The sequence below is a fragment of the Nocardia puris genome (genome assembly GCF_003315035.1).
Taxonomy (GTDB): Bacteria; Actinomycetota; Actinomycetes; order Mycobacteriales; family Mycobacteriaceae; genus Nocardia; species Nocardia puris.
Window position 1 is genome coordinate 77,720 of sequence record NZ_QNRE01000007.1, and the last position, 16,060, is coordinate 93,779.

Annotated in this window: 10 protein-coding genes and 1 pseudogene; 9 read left to right on the forward strand and 2 right to left on the reverse strand. The window is 69.4% G+C overall.

Going from position 1 to position 16,060, the window contains the following annotated elements; all coding sequences use genetic code 11:
- The first annotated feature begins 157 nt into the window (after nt 1–157).
- From DFR74_RS19090 to polA, 9 genes and pseudogenes are all read left to right on the forward strand, one after another.
- Nucleotides 158–775: an ANTAR domain-containing response regulator gene (locus DFR74_RS19090; protein ID WP_067507129.1), complete on the forward strand. Its 618-nt coding sequence runs from the start codon at nt 158–160 to the stop codon at nt 773–775.
- Between the two features lie 239 nt (nt 776–1,014).
- Nucleotides 1,015–2,211: a branched-chain amino acid ABC transporter substrate-binding protein gene (locus DFR74_RS19095; RefSeq protein WP_067507127.1), complete on the forward strand. Its 1,197-nt coding sequence runs from the start codon at nt 1,015–1,017 to the stop codon at nt 2,209–2,211.
- Nucleotides 2,212–2,301: 90 nt separating this feature from the next.
- On the forward strand, nt 2,302–3,336 hold the full coding sequence (locus tag DFR74_RS19100; protein WP_067507125.1) for a branched-chain amino acid ABC transporter permease: 1,035 nt from the start codon (nt 2,302–2,304) through the stop codon (nt 3,334–3,336).
- Entirely contained in the window at nt 3,333–4,760 is a 1,428-nt protein-coding gene (locus DFR74_RS19105; RefSeq protein WP_067507122.1) for a branched-chain amino acid ABC transporter permease, read from the forward strand. Before DFR74_RS19100 ends, DFR74_RS19105 begins: the two co-directional genes overlap by 4 nt.
- A pseudogene (locus tag DFR74_RS38210) lies at nt 4,757–5,707 on the forward strand (ABC transporter ATP-binding protein); the annotation flags it as partial. The gene DFR74_RS19105 and the pseudogene DFR74_RS38210, both read left to right, overlap by 4 nt.
- 264 nt (nt 5,708–5,971) lie before the next feature.
- On the forward strand, nt 5,972–6,667 hold the full coding sequence (locus DFR74_RS38215) for an ABC transporter ATP-binding protein (RefSeq protein ID WP_228791473.1): 696 nt from the start codon (nt 5,972–5,974) through the stop codon (nt 6,665–6,667).
- Between the two features lie 46 nt (nt 6,668–6,713).
- Complete coding sequence (locus tag DFR74_RS19115) at nt 6,714–8,384, forward strand: DUF885 domain-containing protein (protein WP_067507120.1); 1,671 nt, start codon at nt 6,714–6,716, stop codon at nt 8,382–8,384.
- 232 nt (nt 8,385–8,616) lie between these two features.
- Nucleotides 8,617–9,585 (forward strand): neutral zinc metallopeptidase, encoded by a 969-nt coding sequence (locus DFR74_RS19120; protein WP_084537472.1) that lies wholly within the window; start codon nt 8,617–8,619, stop codon nt 9,583–9,585.
- A gap of 67 nt (nt 9,586–9,652) precedes the next feature.
- Nucleotides 9,653–12,400, forward strand: a complete 2,748-nt coding sequence (gene polA / locus DFR74_RS19125) for a DNA polymerase I (protein WP_067507115.1) — start codon at nt 9,653–9,655, stop codon at nt 12,398–12,400.
- Nucleotides 12,401–12,490: 90 nt separating this feature from the next.
- Here the strand turns inward: polA and DFR74_RS37240 are convergent, their stop codons facing one another.
- Both DFR74_RS37240 and DFR74_RS19145 read right to left on the reverse strand, forming a co-directional pair.
- Nucleotides 12,491–13,681: a DUF4913 domain-containing protein gene (locus tag DFR74_RS37240; RefSeq protein WP_232331698.1), complete on the reverse strand. Its 1,191-nt coding sequence runs from the start codon at nt 13,679–13,681 to the stop codon at nt 12,491–12,493.
- Nucleotides 13,682–14,073: 392 nt separating this feature from the next.
- Nucleotides 14,074–15,897, reverse strand: a complete 1,824-nt coding sequence (locus DFR74_RS19145; RefSeq protein WP_067507202.1) for an alkyl/aryl-sulfatase — start codon at nt 15,895–15,897, stop codon at nt 14,074–14,076.
- Nucleotides 15,898–16,060: the final 163 nt, after the last annotated feature.

Genomic DNA, 16,060 nt, shown 5'->3' on the forward strand with positions numbered 1-16,060 from the left:
ATGGGTCTTTACGCAGGGTATATGCGTTGCGGGGTCGGGTGAACGGTACTCTCTACATCACTCGACGGCGTGCCGGGTGGGGCGAGGCGGTGAAGGAGATCGTCTCAGCCCCATTCGCGTGTGTCGGGACAGGCATCGCAACCAGAGGGGTCTACCTATGAGCACAGCAGCAGGGGGCGCCGGCACGAAGAAGGACGCCGGGGCGAAGCGGGTCGTCGTGGCCGAGGACGAGGCGCTCATCCGCATGGACCTGGTGGAGATGCTGACCGAGGAGGGCTATCAGGTCGTCGGTGAGGCGGGCGATGGCCAGCAGGCGGTGGATCTGGCGGTGGAGCATCGCCCCGACCTGGTGATCATGGACGTGAAGATGCCGCGCCGCGACGGTATCGACGCCGCGGCCGAGATCGCGTCGAAACGTGTTGCGCCGGTGGTGATCCTGACGGCGTTCAGCCAGCGCGACCTGGTGGAGCGGGCGCGCGACGCGGGTGCGATGGCGTATCTGGTGAAGCCGTTCACGAAGTCGGATCTGGTGCCCGCGATCGAGTTGGCGGCCAGCCGTTTCCACGAGATCACCGCGTTGGAGAGCGAGGTCGCCAATCTGGCCGACCGGCTCGAGACCCGCAAACTGGTGGAGCGCGCGAAGGGCGTGCTGATGCAGACGCAGGGCCTGTCCGAACCGCAGGCGTTCAAGTGGATTCAGCGCACGGCGATGGACCGCCGGACTACGATGAAGGCGGTTGCCGAGGTCGTGCTGGAGAATCTCGCACCCAAGTGAGGTGCGCCCCCTCGGCGGTGTCCGGCTGTGGTGATTTAACGCGACCGAAACCCGATCGACAAAAAGAATTCGACACGAAGCCGTCCGTATGATCCGAATGTGATGCGGAACTAACGTGCCGACGCTATGTTCTGACCGGGCCGACGTGGTCGGCCCCCTCGGGTTTGCCGGGGGAGCACAGGACGTAGAGGTGAGACGTGCTTAGTTCGACATGGCGCAGTCGTTCGACGCGGAGCGTTTTGGTCATCGGTGCCGCTGCGGCGTTGGCGTTGACGGGATGCAGCGAGAAATCGACCGGAAGCGATTCCGACGCCACGGGCTCGGGCGCCGGCGGGCTGTCCATCCAGCCGGTGGTCCAGGTGGATTCCGAGGGCAAGGAAGTCCCGGCGGCGGACGCCTCGAACGCGGCCGACCCGGCCGGTGACGGTTCGGCGACCTGCCCGGCGGGCACGTCCATCGCGATGGCGGGTGCGCTCACCGGCCCCGACGCGGCGCTCGGCATCAATATCGTCAACGGCGTGAAGCTGGCACTCGACCAGCACAACAAGGCCAATGCGGGATGTCAGATCACCCTCAAGCAGTTCGACACCGAGGGTGACCCGCAGAAGGCCACCTCGGTGATCCCCGAGATCATCAACGACCCCACCATCATCGGCCTGGTCGGCCCGGCGTTCTCGGGTGAGACGAAGGCGACCGGCAACCTGCTCAGCGACGCGGGCCTGGTGGCGGTGTCGTCGTCGGCGACCAACGAGACGCTCACCAAGAACGGCTGGACGTCGTTCTTCCGCGGCTTGGCCCACGACGGGGTGCAGGGCCCCTCGGTGGCCAAGTACCTGGTGAACACCGCGGGCTACGGCAAGGTCTGCGTCATCCAGGACAACACCGACTACGGTGTGGGCCTGGCGGCTTCGATCACCGCGGGCCTGGGCGCGGCGGCCGACGCCTCGTGCTCGGCGAGCATCAAGAAGGGTGACAAGGACTTCTCGGCGACCGTCACCAAGGTCGCGGCGGCGAATCCGGACGCGGTGTTCTTCTCCGGCTACTACGCCGAGGCGGCGCCGCTGGCGCAGCAGTTGAAGTCGGGCGGCGTGGACGCGGCGTTCGTGTCCGCGGACGGTACCAACGATCCGCAGTTCGTGGCACAGGCGGGCAATTCCGCGACGGGCGCGACGCTCTCCTGCCCCTGTGGACCGGCCCCGGAAGAGTTCACCAAGGAGTACGAGGCCCTGATCGGTCAGGCGCCCGGCGTCTACTCGGTCGAGGCATATGACCTGACCACGATCCTGGCCAAGGGCATCGACGGCGGTAAGGTCACCCGCCCCGATCTGCTCGAGTACGTCCGCACGTACCAGGGCGCGGGTCTGGCGCGCGACTACCAGTGGAACGCCGATGGCGAATTGTCGAACGCGCTGATCTGGATCTACGAAGTCAAGTAGGGACAAGGGAACTCGCGGCACGTACCGGGACGTGCGTCCCGGTACGTGCCGCTGTCTTCAGGGGCATCAGGGTGTGAGGGCGAACGACGAATGACATCGACAGCTGCGGCGAGCACGGCCTTGTTGGCCAGCTCGATCGAGTTCAACTTCCAGGGCGTGGTCGACCAGTTCTGGCGACTGACCGTGGACGGCGTGACCTATGGATCCATCTACGCGCTGGTCGCGGTGGGTTACACCTTGGTCTACGGCGTGCTGCGGCTCATCAACTTCGCCCATTCGGAAATATTCATGCTGGGCATGTTCGGGCAGCTGGTCGGCCTGATGCTGCTCGGCTTCGCCGCCGGACCCGACGTGTACGACCAGGGCGTGTTCCTGACGGTCGTGTACCTGGGCACGGCGATGATCGTGGGCATGCTCGTCTCCGGCGGCGCGGCGGTCGGCTTGGAGCGGGTGGCGTATCGGCCGCTGCGTAAACGCGGCGCGAAACCGCTGGCCTTCCTGATCACGGCGATCGGCGCGTCGTTCGTGATCCAGCAGTTCGTGCTGTTCGTGCTCCCCAAGATCAACTCGGATCTGGGCGGCCCGAACGCCCAGCAGCCGGTGCGGCTGGTGGAGCAGACCACGCTGTTCAGCTTCGGCGGCGCCGACATCACCAATATCGCGATCCTCATCGTCGCGGCCGCGGTGGTGCTCGCCCTGACCACCGAAATGCTCATCAACAGAACGAAATTCGGCCGCGGTATCCGCGCGGTCGCCCAAGACCCGGACACCGCGACGCTGATGGGCGTCTCGCGGGAACGGGTGATCATGCTGACGTTCCTCATCGGCGGTCTGCTCGCGGGCGCGGCGGCCACGCTGTACGTCATCAAGATCCCGTCCGCGATCATCTACTCCGGCGGGTTCATCCTCGGCATCAAGGCGTTCAGCGCCGCGGTGCTCGGCGGCATCGGCAACCTGCGCGGCGCGCTGCTCGGCGGTCTGCTGCTGGGCGTGGTCGAGCAGTACGGGCAGATGTTCTTCGGCACCCAGTGGCGTGACGTGGTCGCGTTCGTGGTGCTGGTGGTGGTGCTGATGGTGCGCCCGACGGGCATCCTCGGCGAGAGCCTCGGGAGGGCACGAGCATGACCGACACCACCACCGCCATCCCGGCGCCGATCGAACCCAAGCAGCCGCCGCCGCGCGGCGTCGGCGATGCCATCCGTTCCTGGTGGGACGGGCTGAGCAGGCCCGCGCAGTGGGCGGTCGGCGTGCCCGCGATCATCGCGCTCGCGCTGCTGCCGCTGTTCCCGCCGCCGCTGCTGGACACCCCCGGCTACAACTTCGGCCTGGTCATGGCGAAGGTCGCGATGTTCGCGCTCATCGCCATCGGCCTCAACGTCGTGGTCGGGCAGACCGGCCTGCTCGACCTCGGCTACGTCGGCTTCTACGCCGTCGGCGCCTACACGGTCGCGCTGCTCACCAGCCCGAACAGTCCGTGGAACCAGACCGACGGCGGCTGGCTGAACCCGAGCTGGGCGTGGCTGGCCTGCCTGCCCATCGCGATCGTGGTGACCGGCATATCCGGTCTCATCCTCGGGTCACCGGCGCTGCGCGTGCGCGGCGACTACCTGGCCATCGTGACGCTCGGCTTCGGCGAGATCGTGCGCCTCATGGCCGACAACCTGGGCGAGATCACCAACGGCAGCCTCGGCCTGTCCGAGGTCGCCTACCCGCGCATCGGCGAGTCCGAGGCACACCCCAACGGCGTGTTCTCCGCGGGCAACACCGGCGACCCCGACAGCGCGAACCTGTTGGATCGGGCCAGCTACGGCACCTACTGGTACTGGTTCGGCATCGCGCTCGTGGTGATCGTGCTGCTGGTGGTCGGCAACCTCGAGCGCAGCCGGGTGGGCCGCGCGTGGGTGGCCATCCGCGAGGACGAGGACGCCGCCGAGATCATGGGCGTGCCGACCTTCAAGTACAAGCTGTGGGCGTTCCTCATCGGCGCGGCCGTCGGCGGCATCTCCGGCGCGCTCTACGCCGGGCAGGTGCAGTTCGTGAGTCCGTCGCGGTTCGACATCATCAACTCGATGCTGTTCCTCTGCGCGGTCGTCATCGGCGGCCAGGGCAACAAGCTGGGCGTCATCGTCGGCGCGTTCCTGGTGGCCTATCTGCCCGACCGGTTGGCCTCGGTGCGCCTGGTCGACGACGAGACCACCGGCTACATCCTGTTGATCCTGGACGTGGCCGTGTTCATCGGCCTGATGGTCGTGTGGCAGCGGATGGGCCAGAAACTCAGTCCGTGGCCGAGACGCGGGGTGATAGCCGGGCTGGTGTTCACCGGTATCGCGGGCGCCTTGCTGATCGGCAGCGTGCTGCTGTTCCGGATGGGCGGCGCGCAGTCGCTCGGCGACCTCAAGTATCTGTATTTCGGTGTGGCACTGATGGTGATGATGATCCTGCGTCCGCAGGGTCTGTTCCCGGTGCGGCAGAAACTGCTCACCTACGGCAGGCAGGTCTACCAGGCCGTGCGCAAGCCCGAGGTCGAGCCGATCGGAGTGGGCAAATGACGGGGCCGGGCGCGGGTGACGCGCTGTTCGACAACGAGGACATGGCCGCCGGTTACCAGAAGCCGCCGGAGGTCGAGAGCGCGGGCGAGGTCGACGTCACCGCGGTGCTGCCGTCGCTGGCCGACGAGGAGACCGTCGCCGAGGTCGTCGCGCCGCACCGCGAGATCGAGACCGCCGTCGGTGAGCCGCTGCTGCGCACCGAGGGGCTCACGGTCAAGTTCGGCGGCCTCACCGCGCTCGACAACGTGAGCTTCGAGATCCGCCGCGGGGAGATCCTGGGCCTGATCGGGCCGAACGGCGCGGGCAAGACCACCTGCTTCAACGCCATCACCGGCGTGTACCGGCCGACGGCGGGCACGGTGATCTTCGACGGTCAGCCGCTGGGCAAGACCAAGCGCAATGTCATCACCCGCCTCGGCATCGCCCGCACCTTCCAGAACGTGCGGCTGTTCGGGGAGATGACGGCGCTGGAGAACGTGGTGGTGGGCACCGACGCCCGGCACAAGACCTCGGTGCCGGGCGCGATCTTCCGCACCCCGCGCCACCGGGCCGAGGAGCGCGACGCCATCGAGCGCGGTATGGCGCTGCTCGAGTTCGTCGGGATCGCGCCGCGCGCGGTGGAGAAGGCGCGCAACCTCTCCTACGGCGATCAGCGCCGCCTGGAGATCGCCCGCGCGCTGGCCACCGAGCCGAAGCTGCTCTGCCTGGACGAGCCCGCCGCCGGGTTCAATCCGGCCGAGAAGTCGGCGCTGATGGACCTGATCCGCAAGATCCGCGACGACGGCTTCACCGTACTGCTCATCGAGCACGACATGCGGCTGGTCATGGGCGTGACCGACCGGATCGTGGTGCTCGAGTTCGGGCGCAAGATCGCCGACGGGCTGCCCGCGGAGATCCGCGAGGACCCGTCGGTCATCGCGGCGTATCTGGGTGTGCCGGACGAGGAGGCCGAATCCGGTTCGGCGGCTGGGGAATCGGCGGGTGCCGGGAGTGAATCGGCTGGCGCCGAGGGTGATTCGCCCGAGGGCGAATCCGCTTCGGCCGACAGCGAATCGGTGGGTCCTGCCGGCGATTCCGGTACTGCGGACTCCGGCGATCAGCCCTCGAAGCCCACCGGGGGAGCGGTCAGCGTCACGAAGGAACCGTCCACCCCGGAGGAGCCGTCCACCCTCACGGAGAGCACCGGAACCCCGCTGCTCGAAGTCGAGGACATGGTCGTCAACTACGGCAGAATCCAGGCGCTGCACGGGGTTTCGCTGCGCGTGGCCGACGGCGAGCTGGTCACCCTGCTCGGCGCCAACGGCGCGGGCAAGACCACGACCATGCGCGCGCTGTCGGGTCTGCTGCCGCTCACCAAGGGCACCATCAAGTTCGAGGGCCGCGACATCACCAGGATGAAGGCCCACGAACGCGTCGGTGAGGGACTGATCCAGGCGCCGGAAGGCCGCGGGGTGTTCCCCGGCATGACGGTGCAGGAGAACCTCGACATGGGGTGCTACGGGCGCACATTCGCGCAGAAGGCCGAGTACCGGAGGACGCTGGACTGGGTGCTCGAGCTGTTCCCGCGTCTCCAGGAGCGCCGCAAGCAGGTCGGCGGCACGCTCTCGGGCGGTGAACAGCAGATGCTGGCCATCGGCCGGGCCCTGATGGCGCGCCCGCGCCTGCTGCTGCTGGACGAACCGTCGATGGGCCTGGCGCCCATGGTGATCCAGCAGATCTTCCGGATCATCGGCGAGATCAACCAGCAGGGCACCACGGTGCTGCTGGTCGAGCAGAACGCCCAGCAGGCGCTGGCCCGCAGCGACCGCGCCTACATCCTGGAGACCGGCGAGGTCACCAAGACCGGTGCGGGCAGGCACTTGCTCACCGACCCCGCGGTGAAGTCGGCCTACCTGGGCGTGGGGTAGCGAAAAGCCGGTGCCGCGGCTCGTCGTCTCGAGGGAAGATGCCCGCATGGACGACGAGCTGCGGACACTGGCCGATCGCTACTGGGACGCGACGCTGGCGGCGGCGCCGAGCCTCGCCACGCTGCTCGGCGACCACCGCTTCGACGACCGCGTCGAGGACCTGTCGGTGGACGCCGAGCGCGCTCATCTCGGCGAACTGCGGGCCGTGCTCGCGCGCGTCGACGCGCTCGACACATCCGGATCGACGCCGCAGGACCGCACCACGCACGCGCTGCTGCGGGGCGAATTGTCCACGGCCGTCGCGCATCTGGAGTGGCGGCCGGTCGAACTCGCGTCCGGCCAGATGGCGGGCGTGCACGCCGAACTGCTCACGGCGGCGCCCCAGATGAGCGCCCCGGAGCCCGAGCACGCCCGCGCGCTGGTGCGGCGGCACCGGCAGTTCGGCACCATGCTCGACCAGGCGACCGCGCGGTTCCGCGACGGACTCGCGGCGGGGCGCACACCGGCGCGGATCGCGATCGAACGCTCGGTGAACCAGCTCGACGGTTACCTCGCCACCGATCCCGCCGCCGACCCGTTCGTCACGCCGGCCGGGCCGCCGAACTGGGACGGGGAAGCGCAGTGGCGCGCCGAATTGGCCGAAGTGTCCGCCGAGGTGATCCGGCCCGCCCTCGCTCGCTACCGAGCCGTACTGGCCGGCGAACTGTTGCCCGCCGCGCGTCCCGATGAGCGTCCCGGTCTGTGCTGGCTCGGTGACGACGGCACCGACATCTACGAGCGTCAGCTGCGCCGCCACACCACCCTGTCCGACCTGGGACCGGAGCGGATCCACGAACTCGGCCTCTCCGAGATCGACTCGCTGCGTGCGGAATACGCGGCGATCGGTACGCGCGTGTTCGGCACCTCCGAGCAAGCCGAGATCTTCGCCAGGCTGCGCGAGGATCCGGACCTGCGCTACGTCAGCGGTGACGAGATCATGGCCGACGCCCGCCGCTGCCTCGCCGCCGCGGGCGCGGAGATGGGCGACTGGTTCGGGCGGTTGCCGAAGCAGGACTGCGAGATCGTCGCCGTCCCCGACTTCCTGGCCGCCGACACGCCCGCCGCCTACTACTTCCCGCCCGCCGCCGACGGATCGCGCCCCGGAACCTATTTCGTGAATCTGCACGAACCCACCGACCGGGGCCGCTTCGAAACCGCCGCCGTGGCGTATCACGAGGCGATCCCCGGCCATCATCTGCAACTCACCATCGCGACCGAACTCGAGCACCTGCCGCGTTTCCAGCGCCAGTCTTTCGCCAACACCGCGTTCGTGGAGGGCTGGGCGCTCTACACCGAACGCCTGGCCGACGAAATGGGTTTGTACGAGGACGATCTCGCGCGCATGGGCATGCTCGCCGCCGATTCGTGGCGCTCCTGCCGGCTGGTCGTGGACACCGGCCTGCACGCGATGGGCTGGAGCAGGCAGCGGGCCATCGACTTCATGGTCGCGAACACGCCGGTCGGGCTCGGCGAGATCACCGTCGAGGTCGACCGCTACATCGCCATGCCGGGACAGGCGGTGAGCTACAAGGTCGGCCAGCTGGAGATCCGCGCACAGCGGGCGGCGGCGCGCGAGCGGCTGGGCGCGGCGTTCGACATCAAGGCGTTCCACGACGCGGTGCTGGGCTCGGGATCGGTGAGCCTGCCGGTGCTGAGGGAACTGGTCGCCGCGCTCTGATGGTGTCGGCGGCGCACGGTGGTGATCCGGGTGTGGCCGGGCGAGGTGCGTGCGGTCCGCACGGGGGTGATCCGGGTGGGACGGCCGCCGGCGTTGCGCGGTCCGGCAGCGGCGGCGCGATCCCGTGCGCCGCGCGGCCCCCGGTCAGCGCACTGATCCGGACGTAGGAGTTGCGGGCCCGGGGTTCGTCCGGTTCCATATATGAAGTTTGACGCCTGACATCGGGGGGAACATGAACAGGCCGTTGACGATTCGATGGCGCAGACCCGGGCGCCCCGGGGCGCTGGTGTGGGCGGTGTGCGCCGTGGTGGGGCTGGTCGTGGCCGTGAGTGTGGTGGTGCGCGACGGCGGTCCGCCCGAGGCCGACGCGCTCGCGGCGTCGCTCGGCTCGGCCGCCGCGCAGTCCTCGGGTCCCGGTTTCCCCGGTGTGGTGTCGGATTCGGCCCCGCCCGTGGGCGACGCCGCACCGGCCGCCCCGCACGCGCCGCTGGCCGGTCCGGACGGCACCGGGGCCGCGCCCACCCGTCCGGTGTACGCGCTGGCCGACCATCCGCTCTTCGCCCAGCACGCCGGGCTCGGCCGCGTCGACTGCGCGCTGCCCGCGTGGCGCGACACCTCCGGCGCGGCGCAGGCCTTCTACACCGCGGCGCTCACCTGTCTGGACGCCGCGTGGGAACCGGCGCTGCGCGGGGCGGGCCTGCCGTTCCGCGCCCCGCGCCTGAACGTGCCCAACTCCGCCGAGGTGGCGCGCGCCTCGTGCGGCGCGGACCGGCCCGAGGCCTTCTACTGCGCGGTGAGCGAGACCATCGTCATCCCGCTCGACGCGTCCCGTCCGACGGTCGCCGGTTCGCGGCGCGGCGCGCAGCTGGCGCTGCTCGCCCACGAGTACGCCCATCACGTCCAGAACCTCATCGGCGTCGACCGCGCCTACCGGGACCACCGCACCGACCTCGGCTGGGAGGGCGGCGAGGGCGCGCTGCTCGGCCGCAGGCTGGAACTGCAGGCGGGCTGCTTCGCCGGCATGTTCTTCGGCGTCAACGACGGCCGCGGCGACCTGGACCGCCCGACCTGGCAGGAGGCGGCGCGCCACACCCGCGGCGCGCGCGACGACAACGCGTGGGGCTGGTGGAAGTGGGGCTCGGACAAGGGCGACGCCTTCGAGTGCAACACCTGGTACGCGGCCGAGCAGAACGTGGCGTGACCGGCGCGGCACACCGGTGCGGCGGCGGCGTTCCGGCTTGTCGGTGCCGGTCCCTACACTCTGGTGGGTGAGCTCACCCACAACCGCCTCGCGTCCCACCGCCGCCTCCGACGCCTCCGGCGCCTCCGGCTCGGGGGACCGGCCGACCCTGCTGTTGCTGGACGGGCATTCGCTCGCCTACCGCGCGTTCTTCGCGCTGCCCGCGGAGAACTTCAAGACCGTCACCGGCCAGACCACCAACGCCGTGTACGGCTTCACCGCCATGCTCATCAACCTGCTGCGCGACGAGAAGCCCACGCACGTCGCGGCCGCGTTCGACGTGTCGCGCAAGACGTTCCGCACCGAGGCCTACCCGGAGTACAAGGCGAACCGCTCGCAGACGCCCGACGAGTTCCGCGGCCAGGTGGAGCTCACCAAGGACGTGCTCGGCGCGCTCGGCATCCCCGTCATGGCCATCGACGGGTTCGAGGCCGACGACGTGATCGCCACGCTCACCACCCAGGCCGTGCCCGAGGGCTTCCGCGTGCTCATCGTCACCGGCGACCGCGACTCCATCCAGCTGGTCACCGACGACGTCACCGTGCTCTACCCGCGCAAGGGCGTCTCCGACCTCACCCGGTTCACCCCCGAGGAGGTCATGACCAAATACGGGCTCACCCCGGCCCAGTACCCCGACTACGCGGCGCTGCGCGGCGACCCGAGCGACAACCTGCCCGGCATCCCGGGGGTGGGCGAGAAGACCGCCGCCAAATGGATCCGTGAGTACGGGGACCTGACGAATCTGGTGGACAAGGTCGACCAGGTGAAGGGCAAGGTCGGCGACGCGCTGCGCGCCAACCTGAGCAGCGTGGTGCTCAACCGCCAGCTCACCGAGATGGTCAAGGACGTGCCGCTGCCGTACACGCCGGAGCAGCTGGCGCAGGGACCGTGGGACCGGGAGAAGATCCACCAGCTCTTCGACGACCTCGAATTCCGCGTGCTGCGCGACCGGCTGTTCGAGACGCTGGCCCCGCCGGAGCCCGAGGCCGAGTCCGGTTTCGAGATCTCCGGTGGCGCGCTGGCCGTGGGCGCGGTCGCCGAATGGCTCGCCGAGCACGCGAAAGCCGGTGCGCGCCACGGTGTCTCGGTGGTCGGCACCGGTACGCCGGTGCACGGCGACGTGAAGGCGCTGGCCATCGCCGCCGCCGACGGGGAGAGCGGCTACATCGACGTCACAGTCCTCACGCCCGAGGACGAGGCGGCGCTCGGCGCGTGGCTGGCCGATCCCGCCGTGCCCAAGGCGCTGCACGAGGCGAAGGCCGCCGGGCACGCGCTGCGCGGGCGCGGCTGGACCCTGGCGGGCCTGACCTCCGACACCGCGCTGGCCGCGTATCTGGTGCGCCCCGGCCAGCGCAGCTTCAACCTCGACGATCTCTCGCTGCGCTACCTGCACCGCGAGCTGCGCGCGGAGACCGAGGCCGAACCGCAGCTGTCGCTGCTGGACGACGAGGAGACCGTCGACGCCGAGGTGGCCAGGGGCGAGATGCTGCGCGCCCGCGCCGTCCTGGACCTGGCGGCCGCCCTGGACGAGGAACTGGAGCGCATCGAGTCGACCGCGCTGCTCACCGATATGGAGCTGCCGCTGCTGGGTGTGCTGGCCACGCTCGAGGAGGCGGGCATCGCCGTCGACGTGCCGCAGCTCGAGTCGCTGCAACGCCGTTTCGCCGACAAGGTCGGCGAGGCCGCCGAGGCCGCCTACGGCGTGATCGGCAAGCAGATCAACCTGGGGTCGCCGAAGCAGTTGCAGGTGGTGCTGTTCGACGAGCTCGACATGCCGAAGACCAAGCGCACCAAGACCGGGTACACCACCGACGCCGACGCGCTCGAGTCGCTGTTCGAGAAGACCCAGCACCCGTTCCTCGAACATCTGCTCGCGCACCGCGACGCCACCCGCCTGAAGGTCACCGTGGACGGCCTGCTCAAGTCGGTCGCCGACGACGGCCGTATCCACACCACCTTCAACCAGACCATCGCCGCCACCGGACGGCTCTCCTCCACCGAGCCGAACCTCCAGAACATCCCGATCCGCACCGACACCGGTCGCGAGATCCGCGACACCTTCGTCGTCGGCGCCGGCTACGCCGAACTGATGACCGCCGACTACAGCCAGATCGAGATGCGCATCATGGCGCACCTGTCCGGCGACGAGGGGCTGATCGAGGCGTTCAACTCCGGCGAGGACCTGCACACCTTCGTCGCCTCCAAGGCGTTCGACATCCCGCTGGCCGAGGTCACCCCAGAGCTGCGCCGCCGCATCAAGGCCATGTCCTACGGCCTCGCCTACGGTCTGAGCTCCTACGGCCTGTCGGCCCAGCTCAAGATCAGCACCACCGAGGCCAAGGAGCAGATGGACATCTACTTCTCGCGCTTCGGCCGCATCCGCGACTACCTGTACGAGGTGGTCGAACAGGCGCGCAAGGTCGGCTACACCGAAACCCTGTTCGGCCGCCGCCGCTACCTGCCCGACCTGGACTCCAGCAACCGCCAACGCCGCGAGGCCGCCGAGCGCATGGCCCTGAACGCCCCCATCCAGGGCACCGCCGCCGACATCATCAAGGTCGCGATGATCAACGTGCACAACGCGATCCGCGCGGCGAACCTGCGCTCCCGCATGCTCCTCCAGATCCACGACGAGCTGGTGTTCGAAGTAGCCGACGGCGAGCGCGAGGCCCTGGAATCCCTCGCCCGCGAGAACATGTCCTCGGCCATCGCCCTCTCCGTCCCCCTGGACGTGTCCGTGGGCACGGGCCGCAGCTGGGACTCCGCGGCGCACTAGACCGAGACGGCTCCGGGTCGGTCCCCGGAGCCGCCGCGCTCGCTCGAAATACGCGGTGGAACGGGCGCTTTCGCCTCACGGCAGGTTGGTTCAGCGTGTCGGTTGCTCCGGCGGCCGCGTAGCGGTGCTGTGCCCGGTGCTGTCGGACTTCGAATCCCTTGGGGGCCCGTCGAAGGGGTCATTCCAGGACGCAGGGGTCGGTGGGGTGAGCGGCAACGGGTTGAGTGCGTGGCCGTGGCCGGTGCGTGCGCTACAGAACTTGAACGTGCCGCGCCGGTCGAACAGTTGGCGCATGTGCGGGTCGACGTGATCCAGGAGCCAGGTGCTCACGCCGGTCTCCTCGTTCGAGCGGTGGCGGTCCCAGGCGCGCCGCAGGGAATCGAGGCGTGTCACCGCTTCGGCGTGCATCCACCACCGGGGGCACCATACGGTGTCGCCGCTGTCGAACACCTGTCGACGGTACACCTGGCTCAGATACTTCTCGACGAATTCGGCGACGTCGTCGTAGGCCGATATCGGCACCGCGGCAACGGGAATGTTCGTTTCCGATGCGTCCGCGACGGTTTCGGGCTCGGCGTGAGCGACCAGGAACATCTCCGGCGGCGGCGCCTCCACCGGCAGGGGCCTGAGCCGGTCCTGGTGGCCGGTGTGCAGGTGGCAGTATCGGAACGGACCGTATCGGTCGAGCAGCGTATTCATATGCGGGTCCGCGTGATCCAGCAGCCAGACGCTCATGCCGGGTCCACCCGTCGAGCGAAAGTGCTCCCAGGATTGCCGCATCGCCTCCAGCCGCGCCACGGCTTCGGCGTGCTTCCACCATTCGGGGCACCACCGGGTGCCGGCATCGGTGATGCGTTCCCGATACACCGGGATCAGATAGTCCACGCCGAATCTTATTGCGCCGGTGTGGATGTGGTCCTGTTCCGCATCAGGAGGGGGTGGTTTCGGCGGCACCGGCGCATCCTGGTGGCTGCCCCGGATGCCGCACAGCTTGAACGGACCCGCCCGATCGAGCAGTGCGGCCATGTGCGCGTCGGCGTGGTCCAGGAACCAGAGGCTGAGTCCCTGCGTGCGATCGTGGCGGTAGTACTCCCAGGAGCGCCACATCGCGTCCAGCCGAACGGCGGCCTCGGCATGCCGGTACCACTCGGCGCACCAGGCGGCCTCGCCGGCATCCCCGACTTTGCGCCGGTAGACCGGGCTCAGATAACCCTCGACCCACGCCATCAGATCGCCGAAGATGTCCGAATCCTGCTCCCGCACAGCGCTCGACCTCCCCATGCCCCGAACGGACACCTCTCGGACAAGTATGCCGGGCAACCGAACTCGGCGATACCGCGTGTTCTCCCGGCCCGGCCGTGGGTTGCCAGGCGCGGTGGCATCCGACCGGCGACCCCGCGCCACCGACGCGGTAGATCACGAACTCGTCGTCGTGAGGGGTAGGTCGAGTCGGGTGACCTGCCGATCGAGGGGCGCCAGGGCCGCGTAGGAGGAGTCGCTCGCCGCCGCCCTGCCGAACGCCGAAATCGCCTGGGTGGACGACAGTTACACGCTGATCCCGCTCGACCAGCCCGCCGCGCTCGCCCGCCGCCTTCGTGACTTCGTGCTCGCGCGGTCGGCATCGGGGTGAGGTCCCGTGGCGCCGGGAACATCCCCTCGCCGGTGATCGGCCTTCACGGCGTGACGATATCGAACCGCGGATCCGGCGTCTCCAGCAGCGACAGCAAGGTACTGAGCAGCTTCTCGTCCCCTTCGACCTCGATCCCGTCCATCCCCTGACCCGTCAGCGCCGCGACCAGGCTCGCTTTGGTGAGCGTGAGCGTGACGTCAGGATCGCCACGCAGGGGAGCGTTCGGGCTCGCCGTGCGGTGGGTGAGCGCGCCGTGGGAAAGCCGCAGGCGCACAACGCGATTCTCGTCGGTGAGATGCCAGTCCATGACGAATCCGGTGTCGGCGGCGCGGGGCCCGTCGATGCGCACGGCCATGGAGTCGATGATCATGTCGACGGTCAGCGCCATCATCATGGCGGGATCGGTGGTGTCGATGTCGACCGGCGTGGGCCCGGAACGCAATTCGGCCGCGCCGACGAGATAGAAGTTGCGCCAGGGGCCGTTCTCGGCGCCGTGGCCGAGCTGATCGTAGACGTCGGCCAGCGCCCGGCGGGCGCCCTCGTTGCCCGGTTCGGCGAACACCGCGTGATTGAGCAGGGTCGCCGCGAATCGTGGGTCGCCGCCGCGCGCGTACTCGGTGGCCTTGTCGATCACCGCCGGGATCCCGCCGTAGTCGGCGACGTATCGCCGCGCCGTCTCGACGGGCGGGTGCTCCCACAGGTGGGCGGGGTTGCCGTCGAACCACCCCATATACCGCTGATAGACGGCTTTCACGTTGTGACTCAACGAGCCGTAGTAGCCGCGGTTGGCCCACAGTGCGTCCAGCGCGGGCGGCAAGGTCAGCTGTTCGGCGATCTCGGGACCGGTGAGGCCGCGGTTGGTCAGGCGCAGGGTCTGGTCGTGCAGGTAGGCGTACATATCGCGTTGTCCGGCAAGCCATTGCGTCCACTCCCGCTGCCCCCACGTGGGCCAGTGGTGCGAGGCGAACGCGACGTCGGCGTGGTCGGCGAACAGCGCGATCGCCTCGTCGAGGTAGGCGGCCCACACCCGGGAGTCGCGCACCAGCGCGCCGCGCAGGGTGAGCACGTTGTGCATGTTGTGGGTCGCGTTCTCCGCCGTGCAGAGCGCGCGCCGGTCGGGGAACAGGAAGTTCATCTCGGCGGGGGCCTCCGTGCCGGGCGTGAGCTGGAAGACGATGCGCACGCCGTCGATCTCCTCCTCCTGCCCGGTGCGGGTGATGTCGAGGGTGGGCGGGATCAGCGTGACGGTGCCCGTCGAGGTGGTCATCCCGAGGCCGCATCCGATCTGGCCGTCGGGCGCCTTCGCCAGTCCCGCGCCGTACATGAAGATCGCCCGGCGGGTCATCGCGTTGCCCGCGTACACGTTCTCGCTGGCCGCGTGCTCGAGGAAGCCCGCGGGCGCCACGATCGGCACGGGCGCGTGCCCCTCCGGGACCACGCCGCGCGCGCCGCCGAAGTGATCGGCGTGCGAGTGCGTGTAGATCAAGCCGGTGACCGGCCGGTCGCCCCGGTGCCGCCGGTAGAGATCCAGCGCGGCGGCGGCGGTCTCGGCAGAGATGAGCGGATCGATCACGATGACGCCCTCGCGCCCCTCGACCAGCGTCATGTTCGACAGATCGAGGTTGCGCACCTGGTAGATGCCCTCGGTCACCTCGAACAGTCCCTGCTCGTTGCACAGTTGCGCCTGTCGCCACAGGCTCGGGTTGGCGGTGGGCGGACAGTCCCCGGTGAGGAAGTCGTAGGCCCGCACGTCCCAGATCACGCGCCCATCGGCGGCGGTGATCGCCGGGGGGTCGAAGCGCGCGACCAACCCTCTGGTGGCGTTGGCGAAATCGGTGGTGTCGCCGTAGTCCAGATTCGCGGTCATCGCTGTCTCCTGTTCAGTGTCGGGACGCTGCGCTGCTCCGTCCGCGTGCGGCGCGCCGGCGCCCGGACCGCGCGGGACCTGGTCCGGGCTCACGCTACGACCGGGCACGCGCTCCGGGATCACCTCTCACGGGTGATTTCGCGGCCGGTGGGTCCCGGCACGA